21 protein-coding genes and 1 pseudogene are annotated in these 18,706 nt (G+C 65.3%); 12 read left to right on the plus strand and 10 right to left on the minus strand.

The features are described 5' to 3' along the window. Positions 1–267: 267 nt before the first annotated feature. Positions 268–1,083 carry a helix-turn-helix transcriptional regulator gene (locus tag ACX80M_RS19855; protein WP_252601714.1) on the minus strand — a complete coding sequence of 272 codons (816 nt, stop codon included), beginning with the start codon at positions 1,081–1,083 and terminating at the stop codon, positions 268–270. 73 nt (positions 1,084–1,156) lie between these two features. Between ACX80M_RS19855 and ACX80M_RS19860 the strand changes: the two genes are divergently transcribed. The 5 genes from ACX80M_RS19860 (at position 1,157) to dhaM (ending at position 4,818) form a co-directional block, all read left to right on the plus strand. Continuing rightward, positions 1,157–1,669: a VOC family protein gene (locus tag ACX80M_RS19860; RefSeq protein WP_252601712.1), complete on the plus strand. Its 513-nt coding sequence runs from the start codon at positions 1,157–1,159 to the stop codon at positions 1,667–1,669. 45 nt (positions 1,670–1,714) lie between these two features. Next, positions 1,715–2,233 carry an amino-acid N-acetyltransferase gene (locus ACX80M_RS19865; protein WP_256471136.1) on the plus strand — a complete coding sequence of 173 codons (519 nt, stop codon included), beginning with the start codon at positions 1,715–1,717 and terminating at the stop codon, positions 2,231–2,233. Positions 2,234–2,477: 244 nt separating this feature from the next. Beyond that, complete coding sequence (gene dhaK, locus ACX80M_RS19870) at positions 2,478–3,479, plus strand: dihydroxyacetone kinase subunit DhaK (protein WP_252601706.1); 1,002 nt, start codon at positions 2,478–2,480, stop codon at positions 3,477–3,479. A 2-nt stretch (positions 3,480–3,481) separates the two neighbouring features. Beyond that, a complete protein-coding gene (gene dhaL, locus ACX80M_RS19875) occupies positions 3,482–4,114 on the plus strand; it encodes a dihydroxyacetone kinase subunit DhaL (protein WP_058930378.1) in 633 nt (210 codons plus the stop codon). Further along, complete coding sequence (dhaM, locus tag ACX80M_RS19880) at positions 4,111–4,818, plus strand: dihydroxyacetone kinase phosphoryl donor subunit DhaM (RefSeq protein WP_252610942.1); 708 nt, start codon at positions 4,111–4,113, stop codon at positions 4,816–4,818. The genes dhaL and dhaM overlap by 4 nt, the downstream gene beginning before the upstream one ends. A 17-nt stretch (positions 4,819–4,835) precedes the next feature. Here dhaM and ACX80M_RS19885 read toward each other — a convergent pair whose 3' ends face one another. From ACX80M_RS19885 to ACX80M_RS19905, 5 genes are all read right to left on the minus strand, one after another. Continuing rightward, complete coding sequence (locus ACX80M_RS19885) at positions 4,836–5,129, minus strand: DUF3040 domain-containing protein (RefSeq protein WP_056347786.1); 294 nt, start codon at positions 5,127–5,129, stop codon at positions 4,836–4,838. Between the two features lie 133 nt (positions 5,130–5,262). Next, positions 5,263–5,757, minus strand: a complete 495-nt coding sequence (locus ACX80M_RS19890; RefSeq protein ID WP_459310259.1) for a hypothetical protein — start codon at positions 5,755–5,757, stop codon at positions 5,263–5,265. A 36-nt stretch (positions 5,758–5,793) separates the two neighbouring features. Then, entirely contained in the window at positions 5,794–6,225 is a 432-nt protein-coding gene (locus tag ACX80M_RS19895) for a DUF3592 domain-containing protein (RefSeq protein ID WP_252614484.1), read from the minus strand. A 3-nt stretch (positions 6,226–6,228) separates the two neighbouring features. Further along, a complete protein-coding gene (locus ACX80M_RS19900; protein WP_459310260.1) occupies positions 6,229–6,660 on the minus strand; it encodes a DUF3592 domain-containing protein in 432 nt (143 codons plus the stop codon). 65 nt (positions 6,661–6,725) lie between these two features. Then, positions 6,726–7,715, minus strand: coding sequence for an HhH-GPD family protein (locus ACX80M_RS19905; RefSeq protein ID WP_459310261.1), 990 nt, complete (start codon positions 7,713–7,715; stop codon positions 6,726–6,728). A gap of 152 nt (positions 7,716–7,867) precedes the next feature. On the opposite strand from ACX80M_RS19905, the gene ACX80M_RS19910 reads away from it, so the two are divergent. Continuing rightward, a complete protein-coding gene (locus ACX80M_RS19910) occupies positions 7,868–8,551 on the plus strand; it encodes a hypothetical protein (protein ID WP_252601685.1) in 684 nt (227 codons plus the stop codon). 34 nt (positions 8,552–8,585) lie between these two features. Here the strand turns inward: ACX80M_RS19910 and disA are convergent, their stop codons facing one another. Next, entirely contained in the window at positions 8,586–9,662 is a 1,077-nt protein-coding gene (gene disA, locus ACX80M_RS19915; RefSeq protein ID WP_104060140.1) for a DNA integrity scanning diadenylate cyclase DisA, read from the minus strand. Positions 9,663–10,309: 647 nt separating this feature from the next. Between disA and ACX80M_RS19920 the strand changes: the two genes are divergently transcribed. Together ACX80M_RS19920 and ACX80M_RS19925 are read left to right on the plus strand one after the other, a co-directional pair. Further along, positions 10,310–10,648 carry a GNAT family N-acetyltransferase gene (locus ACX80M_RS19920; RefSeq protein WP_374209929.1) on the plus strand — a complete coding sequence of 113 codons (339 nt, stop codon included), beginning with the start codon at positions 10,310–10,312 and terminating at the stop codon, positions 10,646–10,648. A 56-nt stretch (positions 10,649–10,704) separates the two neighbouring features. Next, entirely contained in the window at positions 10,705–11,109 is a 405-nt protein-coding gene (locus ACX80M_RS19925; RefSeq protein ID WP_252610954.1) for a VOC family protein, read from the plus strand. 118 nt (positions 11,110–11,227) lie between these two features. On the opposite strand, the gene ACX80M_RS19930 is transcribed toward ACX80M_RS19925, so the two are convergent. Beyond that, entirely contained in the window at positions 11,228–12,424 is a 1,197-nt protein-coding gene (locus ACX80M_RS19930; protein WP_459310262.1) for a Fic family protein, read from the minus strand. Positions 12,425–12,646: 222 nt separating this feature from the next. On the opposite strand from ACX80M_RS19930, the gene ACX80M_RS19935 reads away from it, so the two are divergent. After that, a complete protein-coding gene (locus ACX80M_RS19935) occupies positions 12,647–14,260 on the plus strand; it encodes a peptide chain release factor 3 (RefSeq protein WP_252601675.1) in 1,614 nt (537 codons plus the stop codon). Between the two features lie 6 nt (positions 14,261–14,266). Continuing rightward, a complete protein-coding gene (locus tag ACX80M_RS19940) occupies positions 14,267–15,496 on the plus strand; it encodes a beta-ketoacyl-[acyl-carrier-protein] synthase family protein (RefSeq protein ID WP_252601674.1) in 1,230 nt (409 codons plus the stop codon). 12 nt (positions 15,497–15,508) lie between these two features. Here ACX80M_RS19940 and ACX80M_RS19945 read toward each other — a convergent pair whose 3' ends face one another. Then, the gene (locus ACX80M_RS19945) at positions 15,509–16,039 is read right to left on the minus strand and encodes a hypothetical protein (protein WP_252610961.1); all 531 of its coding nucleotides are present in this window, start codon (positions 16,037–16,039) and stop codon (positions 15,509–15,511) included. 269 nt (positions 16,040–16,308) lie between these two features. On the opposite strand from ACX80M_RS19945, the gene ACX80M_RS19950 reads away from it, so the two are divergent. After that, positions 16,309–17,517, plus strand: coding sequence for an aspartate transaminase (locus tag ACX80M_RS19950; protein WP_252610963.1), 1,209 nt, complete (start codon positions 16,309–16,311; stop codon positions 17,515–17,517). 26 nt (positions 17,518–17,543) lie between these two features. Next, complete coding sequence (locus ACX80M_RS19955; protein WP_252601669.1) at positions 17,544–18,221, plus strand: 4-carboxy-4-hydroxy-2-oxoadipate aldolase/oxaloacetate decarboxylase; 678 nt, start codon at positions 17,544–17,546, stop codon at positions 18,219–18,221. A gap of 133 nt (positions 18,222–18,354) precedes the next feature. On the opposite strand, the pseudogene ACX80M_RS19960 reads toward ACX80M_RS19955, so the two are convergent. Continuing rightward, positions 18,355–18,706, minus strand: a pseudogene (locus ACX80M_RS19960) (HNH endonuclease signature motif containing protein); the annotation flags it as partial.

Consider the following 18,706-nt stretch of genomic DNA (forward strand, 5'->3'; position numbering starts at 1 on the left):
AGGACCAGCTCTCCGAGAAGATCCTGTTCGGCGAGCTCCACGCCGGCGACATCGTTGTAGTGGACGTGGACGGCGAAGGCGACGACGCCAAGTTCACGTTCGCCGGCAACGCCAAGCCGCGCATCCCGGAGATCGCCCCCAGCGTCTAAGGCAAGACAGCCAAGGCCCCGCCCGCGCCCCAGAGGAGCAGGCGGGGCCTTTGCGTTGTCCGGGTCCTCGTCCATGCCATGACCCCGACGCGGTCTGCGCAAGACACCGGGCCCTCAGCTATCCACCGCCGTCATGATTCTCGGCCTGGTCCTGGAGGACTGATCGTCGATACGTGCTTGGCGTGAATCCTAGGAACTTTTGAAAGTCGTTCGTCAGATGGGCATGGTCGGTGTAGCCGAGTTCGGCAGCTATCGCCGCGAGGTCTGTCGCCGGGTCGGTCCGTGACCGGTCAGCGGCCTCTTGCAGGCGGCGCCTTCGGATAAGCGCGGACGGGCTCAGGCCGATGTACTTCCGCGCTGCCCGTTGCAGGGTTCTCGGCGAAACAAATAGACGCGCGGCAACGTCTTCAATGCGGGTCACGTCGGCGCATGTTCCGATCATGTCCATCATCGCGTTGGCAAGGATGCCTTCCTCGGACACCTCTGGACTCTGCGCTACTAGCCAGCCGGTGAAAGCCTCCACCGCGCGTTGTCGACGTTCCCCTGGATCGGTTCCCCTCATCGCCTCCGACACCGAGGCATGCAGATCCGCGAGCGGTAGTGGCAGCTGGGAATCCCGCAGGCTCCCCGGGTCATCCGTGAAACGTGGAACCAGCGCGGGACGCAGGAGGGCCCCAACCGCCCAGCCCCGGCCCGTGAGATCGCGATGCGATCGACGGGTTGTTGGGCCTGCGAACTCAACGAGATCCTTTTGGACCACAAGATTGGACGTCGGGAACGCGATCACGTGCTGGCGGGACGTGTGCCCTGGCTCAATGTCCCACTCGGGGATCCAAAACCACTGCACCAGGTTCGTGACGGACTCAGACGCCGGCACACGGTGAAATGTGGGGAGCCGGGCCGGGTAGAGGATTCCCTTGTACGAACCCACCATGGGGGGACACTCCTTATCCAGGCTGTCGCAATTCTCCAAGCCGCTGAGCCGGCCTGTGCGTACCGTGAGATCTATGACTGATACTACAAGCCCCGAACTGACCAACGCCGCCGATGGCAAGCACACGAAATCCGGCATCCCGCACGGCTTCACGAGCCTCACGCCGTTCCTTGCGATCCCTTCTGCCAAGGAGGCGATCACCTTCTACCAGGACGTCTTCGGCGCGCGCACAGTAAATGTCACCGAGATCGGCGGAATCGTCGTCCACGCCGAACTTGACTTCGGTCAGGGGCGACTCCAGATCGGAGAGCCCAACCCGGACTACCACCTCGTTCCGGCGCCGAACGGCGACGATGATTGCTACTCGATCGGCTTCTACTGCGCCGACGCGGACGCTCTTATTGCGCGGGCCGAGCGGATGGGGGCTACCGTTCGGGATCCGCTGTCCACATTTGTCTCGGGAGACAGATTCGCCAGCATCCGGGACCCCTACGGTGTGCGCTGGTCCGTCATGACTCGCGTGGAGGACCTCTCCGAAGAGGAAAGCACCCAGCGCGTCGCCGACTGGGCCGCCAAACAAGGCTGACTGCGTCCTCCGGGAGCGCCGAGGACGCCGGGCTGCCATCGTAGGATGGACCCTGTGACTGACTCCTTCCATATCCGTTCTGCACGTACCAGTGACGTGGCCGCCATCAAGCGCCTTGTGGCGCCGTTGGCTGAGCAGCGGATTCTCATGGCGAAAGAGACCGTTGCCTATTACGAAAGCCTCCAGGAGTTCCGGATCGCAGAAGCCGACGACGGCGAAGTCATCGGCTGCGGCGCCCTGCACGTTATGTGGGAGGATCTCGCCGAAGTCCGCACGCTGGCCGCATCGGACGCGTGGCGCGGCAAGGGTGTAGGTCACGTGCTGGTGGAAAGCCTGCTGGCCGAGGCCCGTGAACTGGGCGTGGCCCGAGTCTTCTGCCTCACGTTCGAGGTGGATTTTTTCAAACGCCATGGCTTCGAGGTCATGGCCGACCAGACGGCCGTGGACCCGGTGGTCTACTCCGAGCTGCTGCGTTCCCATGACGAAGGCGTTGCCGAGTTCCTGGACCTGGCGCGGGTCAAGCCCAACACCCTGGGCAACACCCGCATGATCAAGACCCTCTAGACACCCCCAATCACCCTGCCGCCGACGATAGCGGCAAGAAGTCACCCTGTGACATAAATAGCTTTATGTCGAATTGATGGATAAACTGACAGGGTTGCAGTGTGGGGCCTGCCGTAAGGGACAGCCATTGGGGGGCTGTCCCTTACCGCTTCCGCCGCATCGTCGCAGGCTACCGGACTTCAGGCGCCGGTAGTAGGGTCAAAGTGCATCCTCCAGGACGCACCCACACCCCAGGAGTTCTGCCATGAAAAAGCTCATCAATGATCCCCGTTCCGTGGTTGACGAATCCGTCGAGGGATTCGGTCTGGCCCACGCTGGACTGGTCACCGTCACTGCCGATCCGAAGTACGTCACGCGCAAAGACGCGCCGGTGGCAGGGAAGGTCGGACTAGTTTCCGGCGGGGGAAGCGGCCACGAGCCGCTCCACGCCGGGTTTGTCGGGCTGGGAATGCTCGACGCCGCCGTGCCGGGGGCGGTGTTCACCTCGCCGACGCCGGACCAGATTCTTCCGGCGACGCTCGCCGTTAACTCGGGTGCCGGCGTCGTCCATATCGTGAAGAACTACACCGGCGACGTCCTGAACTTTGAGACCGCAGCGGAGCTGGCGCAGGCCGAAGGCGTGGACATCCGCACGGTCCTGGTCAATGACGACGTCGCGGTGGAGGACTCCCTGTATACGGCAGGCCGCCGCGGAGTGGGCGGCACCGTTCTGGTCGAGAAAATCGCCGGCGCCGCGGCTGAACGTGGTGACAGCCTCGATGCCGTGGCCGCGATCGGTGACCGCGTCAACAGCAACGTCCGCACCATGGGGGTTGCGCTGTCCGCGTGCACAGTACCGCATGCGGGAACGCCCAGTTTCGACCTGGCGGATGATGAGATCGAGATCGGCATCGGCATCCATGGCGAGCCCGGCCGGCACAAAATCCCGATGGAGAACGCTGACGGCATCACGGACCGCCTGCTGGACCCGGTCCTCAGCGACCTGGGCATCACCGGGGGAGAGAAAGTCCTGCTGTTTGTCAATGGCATGGGCGGGACCCCGCTGAGCGAGCTGTACATTGTTTACCGCCGCGCTGCCCAGGTGATCGCAGAACGTGGAGCCGCCGTCGAACGCTCGCTGGTAGGGAACTACATCACGTCCCTGGAAATGCAGGGCTGCTCCATCTCGGTGCTCCGGCTCGACGATGAACTGACGCACCTGTGGGACGCTCCGGTGCACACCGCAGCCCTGCGTTGGGGCGTGTAACCGTGGTGCTGGACGTGAAATGGGCCGTCAGATGGCTGACTCTCTGCGCCCAGGCCATGGCGGAAAACCGGGTGTGGCTCATCGAACTTGACCGTGCGATCGGGGACTCGGACCACGGCGAGAACATGGACCGCGGGTTCCAGGCGGTGCTGGAGAAACTGGCTGAAGCGCAGCCTGAGACGCCCGGCGCGGCCCTGAAGCTGACTGCCATGACCCTTATGTCCAAGGTGGGCGGCGCCGCAGGTCCCTTGTACGGAACCGCGTTCCTGCGCGCTTCCACTGCTTTGGGCGATGCCGCCGAGATTGATCCGGGGCGGCTCGCCGACGCGCTTGTGGCTGCCCGCGATGGGATCGTGGCCAGGGGCAAGGCTGAGTCCGGCGACAAGACCATGGTGGATGCCTGGACCCCCGCCGCGGAGGCAGCGCAGGCCGCTGCGGCGGACGGCGCAGGCACCGTCCTTGGAGTGCTGGTCGCAGCCGCTGAGGCGGCTGAGGCTGGCGCCGTGGCCACCGAGCCCCTGGTCGCCCGCAAGGGCCGCGCCAGTTATCTGGGGGAGCGGAGCGCGGGGCACCGCGATCCGGGCGCCGCCTCCAGCGCCCTCATTCTGCGGGCCGCCGTTGGGGCCGCAGCGTGACGGTGCGCCTGGTGGTGGTGTCCCATAGCGAGAAAATTGCCGACGGCGCCGTGGAGCTCGCCGCCCAGATGGCGCCCGACGTCGTCATCCTCGCCGCCGGGGGCACCGCCGACGGCAGGATCGGAACGAGCCTGGAGAAAGTCATGTCTGCCCTGGACAAGGCGGCCGGCGGCGATGGTGTGGTGGTCCTGACGGACCTCGGATCTGCAGTGATGACGGCGGAATCGGCGCTGGAGCTCGTGGAGGAGCCGGCCGGCGTGCTCCTGGCGGACGCGCCCCTGGTGGAAGGCCTCGTGGCTGCCGCCGTGGCCGCACAGGGCGGCGCCGACGTGAAGGCAGTCAAACGTGCCGCCGAAGCCGTGTACGGATTGGGACCGGAGGTGGCGGCTGCTTCGCGGGTGCTCGCCGAAAGCACCGTGGCTGAAGGGTCCGTCACCGGTTCAGGGCCGGACTTCACCGGCGACTTCGAACTGGTGAATGAGGCCGGCATGCACGCCCGTCCGGCCGCCAAGATCGCGGGCGGTCTGGCGTCCCTCAACGCCGAAGTCACGGTCAACGGGGTGGATGGCGCGTCAATGACATCCCTGATGACCCTGGCGGCAGCCAAGGGATCCTTGCTCCATATCGAGGCTTGGGGCCCCGATGCCGAGCGTGCCCTGAACTACGTCGGCGGCTTGGTGCAGGCAGGCTTCGGCGAGCCGTAGGCCATGGCCTGAGTTGTCTATTTGACCTGGCTGCTTCGGCCCAGACTAAAGGACCGCTTGTCCACGAGCAGGTACGTGCCGGCTCCCATCAGCAGGAAGCCGCCGACGCCGACCGCGATGATCTGCGTGCTGACCCCGACAATAAGCAACACCAGCCCGAACAGGCATGCGATGGCACCGAGGTAGATACGGCGCCCAAACCTGAGGCCCACGGAGCCGGTCGAGAGTTCCTCGGCGAGCCTCGGATCCTCTGCGGCCAGGCCAGATTCCAGCTCCTCGAGCTGTTTCCGCTCCCTATCTGAAAGTGGCATCCTTACCCCTTCCCGGCGGGGAACCTGTGCTAAATCCAACGTTGCCGATGCTGGTAATACAGACCGTAGAAGTGTCCTGAGTGGAAGTCAAGGGCAGGGTTTGGCGGGGCTTATTTGTCGCCAGCGAGGGCCGTCAAACGGCTTGTCGCAGTCCCTCGGCGTCGAGAATCACCGAAGCCGTGACGAACCTCCCGCAATGCTCACCGTAGGGATAGGCCCCGCGGGGCCGGAAATCCAGGGTGCGCACAGGGAGGGCCGATCCGCCCGGAGAAGTACCCGTGGCAGTCAGCGCCATCGGTGCCTCCGTGAGGGACTCCAGCATCAGCATCCCGATCATGGTCCCGTCCGGGGAAGCCGTGGCAGAGCAGACGCCGTCCGGTGTGCAGCCTTGGTCGATGGATGCCGTTCCGTGAAACAGCTCGACGGGGGCTTCCTTGCAGACGCCGTCCTGGCAGGCCTTCAGGCGCAACGATCCCACGTGCGCCACGTACTCCCGCGCCACGGTAACGGAGACGGCAGTGGCCTGGGCGATGGCAGGGCACGGCTCCGGCACGGGGTAGTAGTAGTGGCAGCCGGAGGTGAGAACCGCCGTCGTCATCAGTGCCAGAAGTACCCCGGGCTTGCCCATACTTCAGCGTAAATCCGGAGCCGGAAGCCCGCATTGCTACCAGGAAAGTGATGCAAACATTGTTATGGCTGTGGCCCCAAAGATCACCATAATGAGACCTGTGGCCAGCCGGCCTTTGGCAACAGCGAAGACCGGCAGGGTGGATTCGGCGGGATTTGCCGGGTTGTAGACCACGGGTATGTGGGTGCCGATGATCGCCTGGTCCTGGCTGTAGATATCGGCCTGCCCCAGCCAGCGTTTGCCCCCGGCGTCCGCGAATTCGTACGACGGCGCAAACCGGTTCCGGCCGTTGCTCGCGGGTCCGTCCGTGCCGTGCAGGTTTCCCGTGACGGTGGCCGAAGCCTCCTGCCACCCCGCCATGGAACGTTTCCGGCGGAAGGACGCGGCCAGGGACAGCCCCATCAGGATCAGGCCTGCGGCAAGGAAAAGCCCGGGCAGCACGATGAACAGCAGTTTCAGGGACTCCACGGTTCAGCCCACCGGGAAAGCGCCGGCGACCCAGAAAAGCAGCAGGGCGAAAAATGCGAAGACCGGCATCAGGCACCCGATCACCATTTTCGATTCGGACGCCACCTGGAACGACTGGTTGGGATTCGCCGGGTTGTAGGCCACTGCCAGGGGCGATCCCGGTGCCTGCCGGTTGGCGTACGAGACCTCGGATTCGCCGGCATACAGGGTCCCGTTGGGGTCGGCGAACTGGTACGTGGGGTAGAAGCGCCGGCTCCGCGTTGAGCCGCCTCCGCCATGTGTCCAGCCCGCGACGTTGCCGGTGACGGTCGCCTGGACCTTTGGCCAGCCGGCGATCAGTTTTTCCTGCCGCGTGGTCTTCCGCAGCGAACGGACCAGCGCAAAAATAACGCCCGCAACAAACAGTGCCCAGATGACGTACAACACGATTCTCATGAATTTCCCCCGGTTTGAGTCACCAGAAAGTATGCCATCCGGGCGCGGGCCACCTTAAAGGGGCCTCAGGCTGGCAGCCGGTAACCGCCCTGGTGCAGCTCGGCCAGCCCGTCGCCAAGGAGGCCGGCAATGGCACGTTCGAGCTGTTCCGGCGCGGAGTTCAGGCGGTGCAGTGCGGACAGGGGCACGCCGATTCCGTCCGCGGCGAAGCCCAGGTCAGCAGGCTCCCGCTGGAACATTTCCGCCGGCACGGGTGCGTCCGCACGCCGGAGCACAGCCATCACGGCACCCCGGACCTGCCGGTCAGTTCCGTGCCACGCCTGACCTTTGGGAACGTACGACGGCGGCGGCTCGCCGGCTGCCAGCCACGCACAGGAGTCCCGCACCGGGCAGTCCGCGCACTTGGGCGCCCGCGCCGTGCAGACCAGCGCCCCCAGTTCCATTACCGCAGCATTCCAGTGCACGGAGGTCCCGACGTCGTCCGGCAGCAGTTCCGCCGCGAGCCGCATCTCCGCAGCGTTCAGCGATGGCGAGGGGAGCGCGACGCCGGATACCAGGCGCGCGTGCACACGCCGGATGTTCGTGTCCACCACAGTCTCCCGGAGTCCGAAGGCAAAGGCGGCAACGGCCGCGGCCGTGTAGCTGCCCACCCCGGGCAGGGCCAGCAGCTCCGTGTAGTTGCCGGGGACCTTGCCGCCGTGGTCGCGGACGATGGCAGCGGCGGCTGCGTGCAGGCGGAGTGCCCGGCGGGGGTAGCCGAGCCTGCCCCAGGAGCGGACGGCTTCCCCTGCAGGCTCGCCGGCGAGGGCGGCGGGGGTGGGCCAGCGCTTGAGCCATTCCCGCCAGACAGGAAGCACCCGCACCACTGGGGTCTGCTGCAGCATGATCTCGCTGACCAGGACTCCCCACGGTGAGCAGTGGCGTTCGCGCCAGGGCAAGTCCCTCGCCGTCTCAGCGAACCAGCCGGTGATCCTGCCGTGCAGCGCCGCGAGCTGGCCGGGGCGGAGGTCATCGGTGCCGAACGGGGCCGTAGCGGGGGCGCCGTCCGCGGGCATGGATGGGGAAAGGGTTGTAGCGTCGATCCCAACACTGTAGTGGATTCCCGGGCGCCCGCGCGAAGATGCCGCGGACAAACTGTGACCTAGCGTTGGCCGGGGGACCGGCGTGGTGGGACGGCAGAATCCGGTGGGTTCTCTAGCCTAGAAGGATGGGCAGGCAAGGCAATTCATCACCGCGCAAGACGGCATCCGCATCCGGTTCCCGGGGCGGGTCCGGAGCTACCCGGCAGCCGAGCGCAGCTGTCTACCGCCGTCGTCGGCTTTTTGTGGGAACCGCCCTGCTGATGGCGGTGGCGCTCACGTTCGGTGGCTTTGCGGTGGCCGGCGCCTTCAGCGGCACCGAGCAGGCATCCTCGACCGACGGCGCCACTGAAACGGCCCCCGCCCCCGGCGCATCGCCGTCGGAAACTGCGGGCAGCGAACCCACTCCCACACCCACGCCTTCCTGCAACCAAAACCTGGTGACGGTTTCCGCTTCGACCGACAAAGCCGCCTATGGCCCCGAGGAGAACCCGCTGCTTACCCTGAAGGTGACCAACGGCGGAACCATGCCGTGCGAGGTGAACATCGGAACGTCCCAGATGGAGTTCCTGGTGACCAGCGGCGCGGACAGGATCTTCTCGTCCAAGGACTGCCAGGCCAAAAGCCAAGACCTCGTAAAGACGATTGCCCCGGGCGCCAGCGATACGGCGAACTTCCCGTGGAGCCGGAACCGCACGCTGGAAGGCTGCAGCCCCATCGAGGCCAGGCCAGGGGCCGGCGGGGCGTACTACATCTTCACGGCCAAGCTCGGCTCGAGGGCCAGCCCCAAGGCCGTGTTCCAGCTCAGCTGATCCGCCCTACCTTGGGCCCACGCCGGCGGGGAATCTAGAGGAAGCGGTCCAGCAGGCTGGCTTCGGCCATGCGGCTCAGGCCTTCGCGGACGGTCCGGGCGCGCTGGTCGCCGATGCCGTCAACGGTCATGAGGTCGTCGATGGTGGCCGCCATCAGGAACTGCAGGCCGCCGAAGTGGTCCACCAGGCGGTCGGCAACAGCCTTGGGGACTGCCTTGAGGCCGGACAGCAGCCGGTAACCGCGGGGCTGAACCACGGCGTCGAGGTTGGCCTCGCCGCCGGCAAAACCCACGATCCCGGAGATCTTGCCCAGGTCGATCAGCTCCGTGGGGCCGAGGTTCACCAGCGCGCTGACGGCCCGTTCGATGTCCTCCGCGGACGCGTCCGGTCCGGCGTAGTCGCGGATGATGACGTCGCTGCCGGGACCGCGGCCCACTGTCAGCTCATCGAGCTGGAGGGAAAGCAGGCGCCCGTCCTCGCCAAGTTCCAGGACGTACTGCGAGATTTCCTCGGAGATCCGGCGGACCATTTCCTGGCGCTGCAGGGTGACCGCGACGTCGCGGACGGTCACCATGGCCTCGATCTCCAGGGCGGACAGGGAACTGGTCACCTGGTCCAGCCGCGAACGGTACCGTTCCAGCGTGGCGAGGGCCTGGTTGGCGCGGGCCAGGACTTTTTCGGATCCCTCCAGCACGTGCCGGAGCCCGTTCACGTACAGGGCGATGATCTGCATGGACTGGCTGACGGAAATCACGGGAACGCCGGTCTGGATGGCCACACGCTCCGCCGTGCGGTGCCGGGTGCCGGATTCCTGGGTTTCGATGCTTGAGTCCGGGACCAGCTGGACCGCGGCGCGCAGAATGTTGCCGGCGTCCTTGTCGCAGATGATGGCGCCGTCCATCTTGGCCAGTTCACGGAGCCTTGTGGGGGAGAAGTCGATGCCGATGTCGAAACCGCCGGAGCAGATGGAATCGATGGTCCGGTCCGAGCCCAGCACAATCAGCGCACCGGTCCGCCCCCGGAGGATGCGTTCCAGCCCATCGCGCAACGGCGTGCCTGGAGCCACTCTGCCCAGAGTCGCCTTGAGCGATTCTTCGGGGCTCCGAGCCATAGGTGTTCCCTTCAAAGGTGCAGACTACCGCCCGCAGGTACGCCGGTTTTTTACACTCAGCCGGCAGGATCAAAAGTACTCAGTTTCCCGCAAGCTCAATGATAGAGGTAAGAAGCGGCAACAACCGCACGGACAAGCCCCAAAGTGCCCCTTTAGTGGGTGCCGCGAAGTGCCTCGGGAACGCGTACGACGGCGGCTGTCTGATAAGCATTTTGTGGCGTTTCACCGAAACAGCCCGCCGGACGGGGTGGTCACATCAGAATGATGAAACGAGGCGGTCGAGCGGCGGAGGCGCATGTCCGGCCGGCAATGCGTCGACGAGCAGACGCGCGTATCGGACCTTGTTGCCGCTGCGTCCCCCGAAGAACCGGCGTAACTGCGCCGTTATCGGCCGCTCTCGCTGTGACGGCTGGCGTTGGAGGATCCGGAACGACGCGAGTTCGCCCTGGGCCGCACGATCGACGGATGAACTCATCACGACTTCCAGACGTTCGTGCGGAGCAGGGAAGTGCCCCACCCGGGACGCGGCCGGAATCTGGGCTCGTGCTACCGCTCTGCGGGATCAGCTCCCCGTCATTCCACCGCTCGACGACAAGCTGCCAGGTATTAAATCGGCGCTTGCCTTGGACGGGGCGTTACTACTGATGATGCGCATAGGCGATCGCGCGATGGCGTTCTCGATCGTCGTCCCTCATGTGGATGTCTTGGAAGTGCTCTACCTCGCAGTTGACCCGGAAGCTTGGGGCAAGGGTCATGCGCGGCAACTCCTTGACCACCTCCGACACCACTCGGTTGAGGCGCAGACTCCTATGGAGCTCTGGGTTATCGCCGACAACAAGAGAGCAATCTCCTCCTACGAAAGTGCCGGTTGGATTCCGACGTCCGAGACCAAGGTCCGCAACTCGGCGGGCCGGCTGGAACGCCGCTACATCCTGTCCCGGCGAAGGCTCCCCAAGCGGGACTCCGACATGGGCGCCCGCGATTGAATGGTGCGCCCCATAAACTGAGAGCCTCAGACAAATCAGCGTGAAAGACTCGCGCAGTGAATGACGAGTCAGAAGGTGCCTTGCACCATATCGAACTGTGGGTGCCGGATCTTACTAGGGCCACGATTGAGTGGGGCTGGATCTTGTCTGCCTTGGGGTACGCGACCTACCAGACTTGGCCCCAGGGAATCAGTTGGCTGAAAGGCCCTACTTACATAGTTCTAGAAGAATCGCCGGACTTGAGTGGCCTGCATCATCAACGAACAGCGCCTGGTTTGAATCATCTGGCATTCATAGTGGCTAGCCGGCTACGTGTGGACACGCTGGCTAACGACGGTGCTGAGTACGGCTGGACGCAGTTGTTCCGGGAGAAGTATCCACATGCAGGAGGCAGCGGGCATTACGCCGCCTACCTCGAGAATTCAGACGGCTTCGAAATAGAGCTCGTGGCCACTCAATAGGACCACTCGCTAGCCATATCTTCATCGATGTCCCGTAGAGGGTTCCGTTGCGGGCAGGAGCTGGACGCCAAATCGGGCAGCGCTCGGTCCGCTCTGAGTGTGTCCGTTCACCGTCAGACTATCGGCGCCGCTTTGCTCGGGCGGCGAAATCGTCAAGGATCTGAACGACGTCCTTCGCAAGCCAAATTCGGTTTCGTCTTCCGTCTGTGATTTGGGTCAGAATGTTGGCGTCAACGAGGCGGTCGATGGCGACCTGAGCGTTGACAGCCGATATGCCAAGCTGAGCTGCGGCTGCGGCTGCGCCAATCACGGGTTGGCGAAGGAGAACGTCTACGAGCCGGTGGGCTGCCGAGTCTCGTCTTGCGCTGATGCGCCCTCGCCATTCGACTTGCACGATTTCCAGGTCGTTGATGAGGATACGGCCGTTGTGCACCGCCGCGAAGGATGCCTCGGCGAGTGAACGAACAATCGGGGCGATGTCTCCGGACCGGTACGCACTCAGGGAATCAAAGTAATGGCTGGTGTTGTGGAGCAAACCTGCGGAGACAGGAACGGCAACGTTTCGAGTGAGCTGTCCGCCGCGCAGCATCGACTGGATGAGAGCGCGACCGACCCTTCCGTTGCCATCGGGGAACGGGTGGATTGTCTCGAATTGGGCGTGAGCGATCGCGGTGTGAACGAGCACGGGAAGGTCGGCGCGATTGGCGAAGGTGCAGAGGTCGTCCATGAGCGCGGGGACCCGATCCTGATGGGGAGGGACAAACTGTGCGGTGTGCGGTCCGAGGCCCCCGCCACCGATCCAGACCTGCTGGTCACGCCAATGGCCGACGATTTCGGGATTGCTTTGCTCGAGCAGTGCGCGATGCATTTCCAGGATGGCGTGGCCGTCGATGGACTCGGACAGCGAAAGAGCTGCTTGCATGGCTCGGACGTTGCCGACGATGAGCTGCGCATTCTTCGAGGCGTGCTCACCGAGCTCCGCCAAGGCGATCTGCCGTGCGCCGCTCGTGAGGTTCTCGATTTCCGAGCTGGAGGCGCTCTCGGTGCGCAGGAGAATGGACGCGAATGGTGCCGCGATTTGACCTACTTCCGCATCGAAGCGGGCCAGCTCGCTCGCGGCCTCTTCAGTCAGCGCGTGCAGCTCGCTATCGAGCGAGATCGACTGGTCGGCGATGAATGCGGGCACCGCCGCCAAGTACGGACCCGCGGCCAGACGCTTCTGCGTTCGTGAGCCATACTCGTCCTGGACGCTGTGCCAGGGCCGTTCCTCATAGCCAAGCGGTGGCCAGGGCGACCTCTCCTCAAACGTGGACATGGATCGAGTTTACCAATGCTTATTCACTTATCCATTGTTATGGCTTCTCGTTTTCTGCGCTTGTCCGCAGTCTGAAGTGCTGGTTTCCGGGGCGATAGGCTGCCACCTTCGGTGCGGGCCCGCCGCTGCGATAAACTTGGAACTTGGCTGTCACAGAGCCATGCTTCCCCTTGAGGCCTGCCGAGCGCCTTGGGGTAACCCCACCGCAGCGAAAGTAGCACCGTGTCCCAAGATGTCCTTAGCCCCGCCCGGGTCAACGAGATTCACAAACAGGCGGCCCGGCGTCGGACCTTTGCTGTCATTTCGCACCCCGACGCCGGCAAGTCCACCCTCACCGAGGCACTGGCGCTGCACGCGAAGGTGATCGGCACCGCCGGGGCCTCCAGCGGGAAGGCCAACCGCAAGGAAACGGTCTCGGACTGGATGCAGATGGAGAAGGACCGCGGCATCTCCATCAGCTCCGCCGCCCTGCAGTTCTCCTACCGGGACACCGTCATCAACCTGCTGGACACCCCCGGCCACGCGGACTTCTCCGAGGACACCTACCGCGTCCTGGCCGCCGTCGACTGCGCAGTGATGCTCGTGGACGCCGCCAAGGGCCTGGAAACGCAGACCATGAAGCTGTTTGAGGTCTGCAAGCAGCGCAACCTGCCCATCATCACCGTGATCAACAAGTGGGACCGGCCCGGCCTGGACGCGCTGGCGCTGATGGACGAGCTCACCGAGCGCACCGGCCTGCAGCCCATGCCGCTGACCTGGGCCGTGGGCATCTCCGGTGACTTCCGCGGTGTCTGGGACCTCCGCCAGGACCGCTTCGCCCGCTTCCAGCGCAACAATTCCGGCGCCAACATCGCGCTGACCGAGTACTTCACGCCCGAAGAGGCCGCCGAGACGCAGGGCAGCAACTGGACCGACGCCGTGGACGAGGCCGGCCTGGTCATCGAGTCCAACCTCGAATTCGACGTCGAAGCCTTCCATGCGGGCACCGCCACCCCCATCCTGTTCAGCTCCGCCGCCCTGAACTTCGGCGTGAAGGAACTGCTCGACGCCCTGGTCGATTTCGCGCCGCACGCCGCACCCCGGCCCGACGTTGAGGGCAGCCCGCGCCCGGTTGAATCATCCTTCTCCGGCTTTGTCTTCAAGGTCCAAGCCGGCATGAACAAGGCCCACCGCGACCACGTCGCCTTCATCCGTGTCTGTTCCGGCATCTTTGAGCGCGGCATGGTGGTCACGCAGACCCGCACCGGAAAGTCCTTCGCCACCAAGTACGCCCAGCAGGTGTTCGGCCGCGAACGCGAGGTCATCGACGAGGCCTACCCCGGCGACGTCGTGGGCCTGGTCAACGCCTCCACACTTCGCGTGGGCGACAGCCTCTTCCTCGAAGGCGCCGTGGAGTACCCGGCCATCCCGCTGTTCGCCCCGGAACACTTCCAGGTGGCCCGGTCCAAGGACCCCAGCAAGTTCAAGCAGTTCCGCCGCGGCATCGAGCAGCTCGAGCACGAGGGCGTCATCCAGGTGCTCCGCTCCGACGTCCGCGGCGACCAGGCGCCGGTGCTTGCCGCCGTCGGCCCCATGCAGTTCGAGGTGGTGGAGGACCGCATGGCGCATGACTTCAGCGCCCCCATGCGGCTCGAACGCCTGCCGTACTCCATCGCCAGGATTTCGACGGCGGACGCCATGCCCGCGCTGGCCAACGTGCCCGGCGCCGAGGTGCTGTTGAGGTCCGACGGCGAATACCTCGCCTTGTTCAACGACGTCTGGGCCCTGCGCCGGATCGAGAAGAACCACCCCGATCTGACCCTCGTGCCCATCGGCACCCACAACCCCGCAAAGTAGCGACCAATGCCTGCAGACCAACCCCGCGCGCTGATCACCGGCGCCGGCACCATCAACCCGCTCGGCTCCTCCGTGGCGGAAACCTGGACCGGCCTGCTGGCGGGACAGTCCGGCATCGCCGCACTGGACGAGGACTGGGCGGAACAACTGCCCGTGCGCATCGCCGGACAGGTCACCGCGGATCTCTCGGAGCACCTCACCACGCGCGAGCTGAAGCGCATGGACCGGTGCGGGCAACTGGCGCTGGTAGCTGCCCGGGAAGCCTGGCAGCAGGCCGGGGCGCCCGACGTCGACCCCGAACGGTTCGCCGTGGTGATCGGCTCCGCCTATGGCGGCCTGGGCTCCACCCTAGAACAGGACCGTGCGCTCGCCAGCGGCGGCCCGCGCCGGGTCTCGCCGCACACCCTCACCCGGCTTATGGTCAACGGCCCCGCGGCCTGGGTCTCCATTGACCTCGGCGCCCGCGGCGGAGCCCGGACCCCGGTCAGCGCCTGCGCGTCCGGCGCGGAAGCAATTGTCCAAGGCGCCGAAATGATCCGCTCCGGCGCGGCCGACGTCGTGATTGCCGGCGGCGTGGACGCCTCCGTCAACGACCTGGTGATCACCGGTTTCTCCCAGATCCGGGCACTCTCCACGCGCAACGGCGAACCCCATCTCGCGTCGCGCCCGTTCGACGGCGGCCGCGACGGCTTTGTCCTCGCGGAAGGCGCCGGCATTGTGGTGCTTGAGAGTGAAGCCCACGCCCTGGCGCGCGGCGCCGCCATCCTCGGCGCAGTGGCCGGCGGGGCGGTAACCTCCGACGCCAACGACATCGTGGCCGCGGACCCGGCCATGCAGCGGCGGGTCATGCAGAAGGCCCTGGAGTCGGCCGGAATGCAGGCTTCGGAGATCGGCTTCGTCCATGCGCACGCCACCTCCACCCCGGTAGGGGACCGGCTTGAAGCCCAGGCCATCAACGCCATTTTCGGTGCCGACGTGCCCGTGACCTCCACCAAAGGCCACACCGGCCACCTCCTGGGCGGCGCCGGTGCGCTCGCGGCGGTTGTGGTGGTCCAGGCCCTGCAGACCGGACAGCTCCCCGGAACCGCGAACGTCGAAGCGCTGGACCCCGAAGTGAACCTGAACATCGTCACTGAAAATGCCCACACGCTGGCGCCCGGCTCGGCCCCTGCCGGCCTGGTGAACGCTTTTGGCTTCGGCGGACACAGCGTTGCCCTTGTGATCACCGCCAGCTAGCCGGTCAGCCGGTTAGCCGGTTGCGAGGTGGTCCGCGAAATTCCTTCGGGGCTGCGCCGCGACACCGCGGGTCATTTTCTTGATCTGTTCAGGCCTGAGCCCCGTCAGGGATGCCAGCTCGAATTCGTCCAGAATCTGCTGCCTGCTGGCCTCGGCAAGCAGGTGCAGGCGCTCCATTTCGACTGCTGCCTTCGAGTCCTCCAAGGCGGTCAGTTCCCGCAGCAATCGTGTGATCGCACTGAGGTGCTCGGCCGCCGCGAGTCCTATCGGCTGCAGGTCGTCGAAGGCGCGGCCGGTCCGCCGCACCGCCAGGGCGGACAGGTGGGTGATCCGGGCCAGGTCCGCGACGGGAGTACCGTCCCGGATGGCCTGCGCCACAAATTGGTTGAGGCTTGCCCCGAGAGCCCGGATCCGGCTCGACCGGAAGCGGATGGCGCCCTGCTTGTCCGTGAGCAGCCGGCTGAGCTCTGCCCGTTGCTGATCCGCCGCTTGCCGGCGTTGCTCGCCTCGATAGCGGTAGCCTCCCCGGGCTGGGGATCGCACGGGGCTCCGGAGTGCCCCGCCGTCCCTTGCCGTTGCTGGTTGATGGCGGGCCATCGGTTCCTCTCCCTTGAACAGTACGCACAACGCTAGGCGTGTCCGGGGCTCCCGGGAAATACCTAAATCCGGTGCGGCAATAAGTGAATCGTGTGGGGTCGGGGCCATAAGGCTTCCTTATCTGTCCACGCAGAATACGTCTTATCCACAGCCGCCTGCAGTCCATAGGCTCGAATGACACAAGTCCCCTCACTGATGAACCATTGGAAGAGACCATGTCTGAATTCGTGCCTGCATCGCGTGTTTCACGCATCAAATCGTCTCCAAGCGTGGCCGCTGCCGCCCGCGTCCGGGAGCTCAAAGCAGAGGGCCGCAGCATTCTTGACCTCACCGTGGGGGAGCCGGACTTCGATACGCCGGAACACATCAAGGCCGCCGCCGTGCAGGCAATCGCCGACGGCGAAACCAAATACACCTCCGTGACCGGGACGCCCGCACTGCAGAAGGCCATCCTGCAGACCCTGGAGCTGAACACCGGCCTGCACTACTCCGCCAACGAAATAACCATCGGCGGCGGGGCCAAGCAGGTCATCTTCACCGCGTTTATGGCCTCCCTGGACGACGGCGACGAGGTCATCATTCCCGCCCCCTACTGGGTCTCCTATCCGGACATGGTCCTGGCCAACGACGGCCGGCCCGTGATCGTCCCCTGCGGCGAGGACTCGGGGTTCAAGCTCACCCCCGACGCCCTGCGCGCTGCCATCACCGACCGGACCAAGTGGCTGATCCTGAACACACCCTCCAACCCCACAGGGGCCGTCTACTCACGCACCGAACTGCGCGCGCTCACGGACGTCCTGGCCGGCTTTCCCCACGTCTTTGTCCTGACCGACGAAATTTATGACCAGATCTACTTCGGTGCAGGCAAGCTGACAGGCCTCGTGGAAGCGGCTCCCGAACTGAAGGACCGCGTCCTGGTAATCAACGGCGTCTCCAAGGCGTACGCGATGACGGGCTGGAGGCTCGGCTACGGCGCGGGTCCGGCCGGCCTGATCGGGGCCATCAACAAGCTGCAGTCACAGATTTCCTCGTGCCCGTCGTCGGTCAGCCAGGCGGCGGCCGCGGCCGCCCTCACGGGAGACCAGTCCTTCATCCGCACCAGCGGCGAGGTGTACCGCAGCCGCCGGGACGCCGCCGTCGCAGGCTTGAACGCGATCTCCGGGCTGTCATGCTCGACGCCGGAGGGGGCCTTCTACGCGTACGTGAACTGCGGCGGGGTACTTGGGAAGACGACGCCGGACGGCAGCGTCATCCGAGATGATCAGGACTTTGTGCTCTACCTCCTCGACCACGCATCCGTCGCTGCCATTCCGGGCTCCGCCTATGGGCTCGGGCCCTACTTCCGGATCTCGTATGCAACCAGCCTGGCCGTCATCGAAGAGGCTGCCGCCGCCATCGACAAAGCAGTCCAGGCCCTCAGCTGATCAATCCCCAAACCGAAGGACACAACATGATCCACGTCAAGACAAACGTTGACAGGCCGACGGCGGACGCCGTCCTCAGGCTGTCCAAGTTCTCCTCTGCGACCATCCACGAAGCCCAGGGCAGGAAGGGTGCGCTCAGTTCGAAGATCAAGCCGATTGACCGCAGCATGTCCTTCTGTGGACCCGCCACAACGGTCCGCTGCGCACCCCGCGACAACCTGATGCTGCAGGTTGCCATCCATTATGCGGAGCCGGGCGACGTTGTCCTGGTTGCCGCGGGCGAGTTCGAAGAGGCCGGGACGTTTGGCGACGTCCTGGGCAACGCCATGAAGGCCAAGGGTCTTGCCGCCATGGTGACCGACTCAGGGGTCCGGGACACCCAGGACCTGATCGAACTGGGTCTGCCGGTGTTCTCCGGCAGCGTCAGCATCAAGGGAACGGTCAAGGAAACCATCGGCCCCATCAACCACCCTGTGGTTTTTGGCGACGAGATCATCTACCCCGGTGACATCCTGCGCGGCGACGCCGACGGCGTGGTTGTGGTGCGCAAGGACGAAGTGGAAGATGTCATCCGGCTCTCCCAGGAACGGGACGACGCCGAGCGCGAACTTATCGGCCTGTACAAGGCCGGCGGCACCACCATCGAGCTGTGCAACCTCACCGAGGTACTCAAGGCCAAGGGCCTGCTGGTCGAAGAGGCCTAGCAACGGCTCCTCCGCGCCTGGCAGTGCCGCCGCAGACCTGACGATGCCGCCGCAGAGTCGACCGCCGGGTGGATTCTGCGTGGTGCTGTCTGTCTGTCCGTCTTGTCTGTGTGTCGGGCAGCCAGTCAGGCGCTCAGGCGCGGGCGTGGAGGAACCGTTCCAATCGGCCCTCACCGAGGGATATCCCGAGGTGCACAATGTCCGGCTGGCAGCCGGGGGCATCACACGGGGCGGAGTAGGGCGCGCGCCCGTTTGATGTCAGCTCCGGTTTCAGTCCTTTTGGCCAGTGTGGTGGTTCCCAGTCCTGGTGTTCACTCTTGTAGTGCCGGCCAGTGGGCGATATCCAGCCGGGTGGTTCGTTCTTTGTGGCTGGTGTGGGTTCCCAGGCGCTGGTGTGTCTCATGCGGTGATGTTTAGGGCAGGGTTGACCCAAATTCGATACGCCGGTGGTTCCGCCCTTGTCCCAGGCGAGGATGTGGTCCGCC

It is taken from the genome of Pseudarthrobacter sp. MDT1-22 (assembly GCF_054511035.1).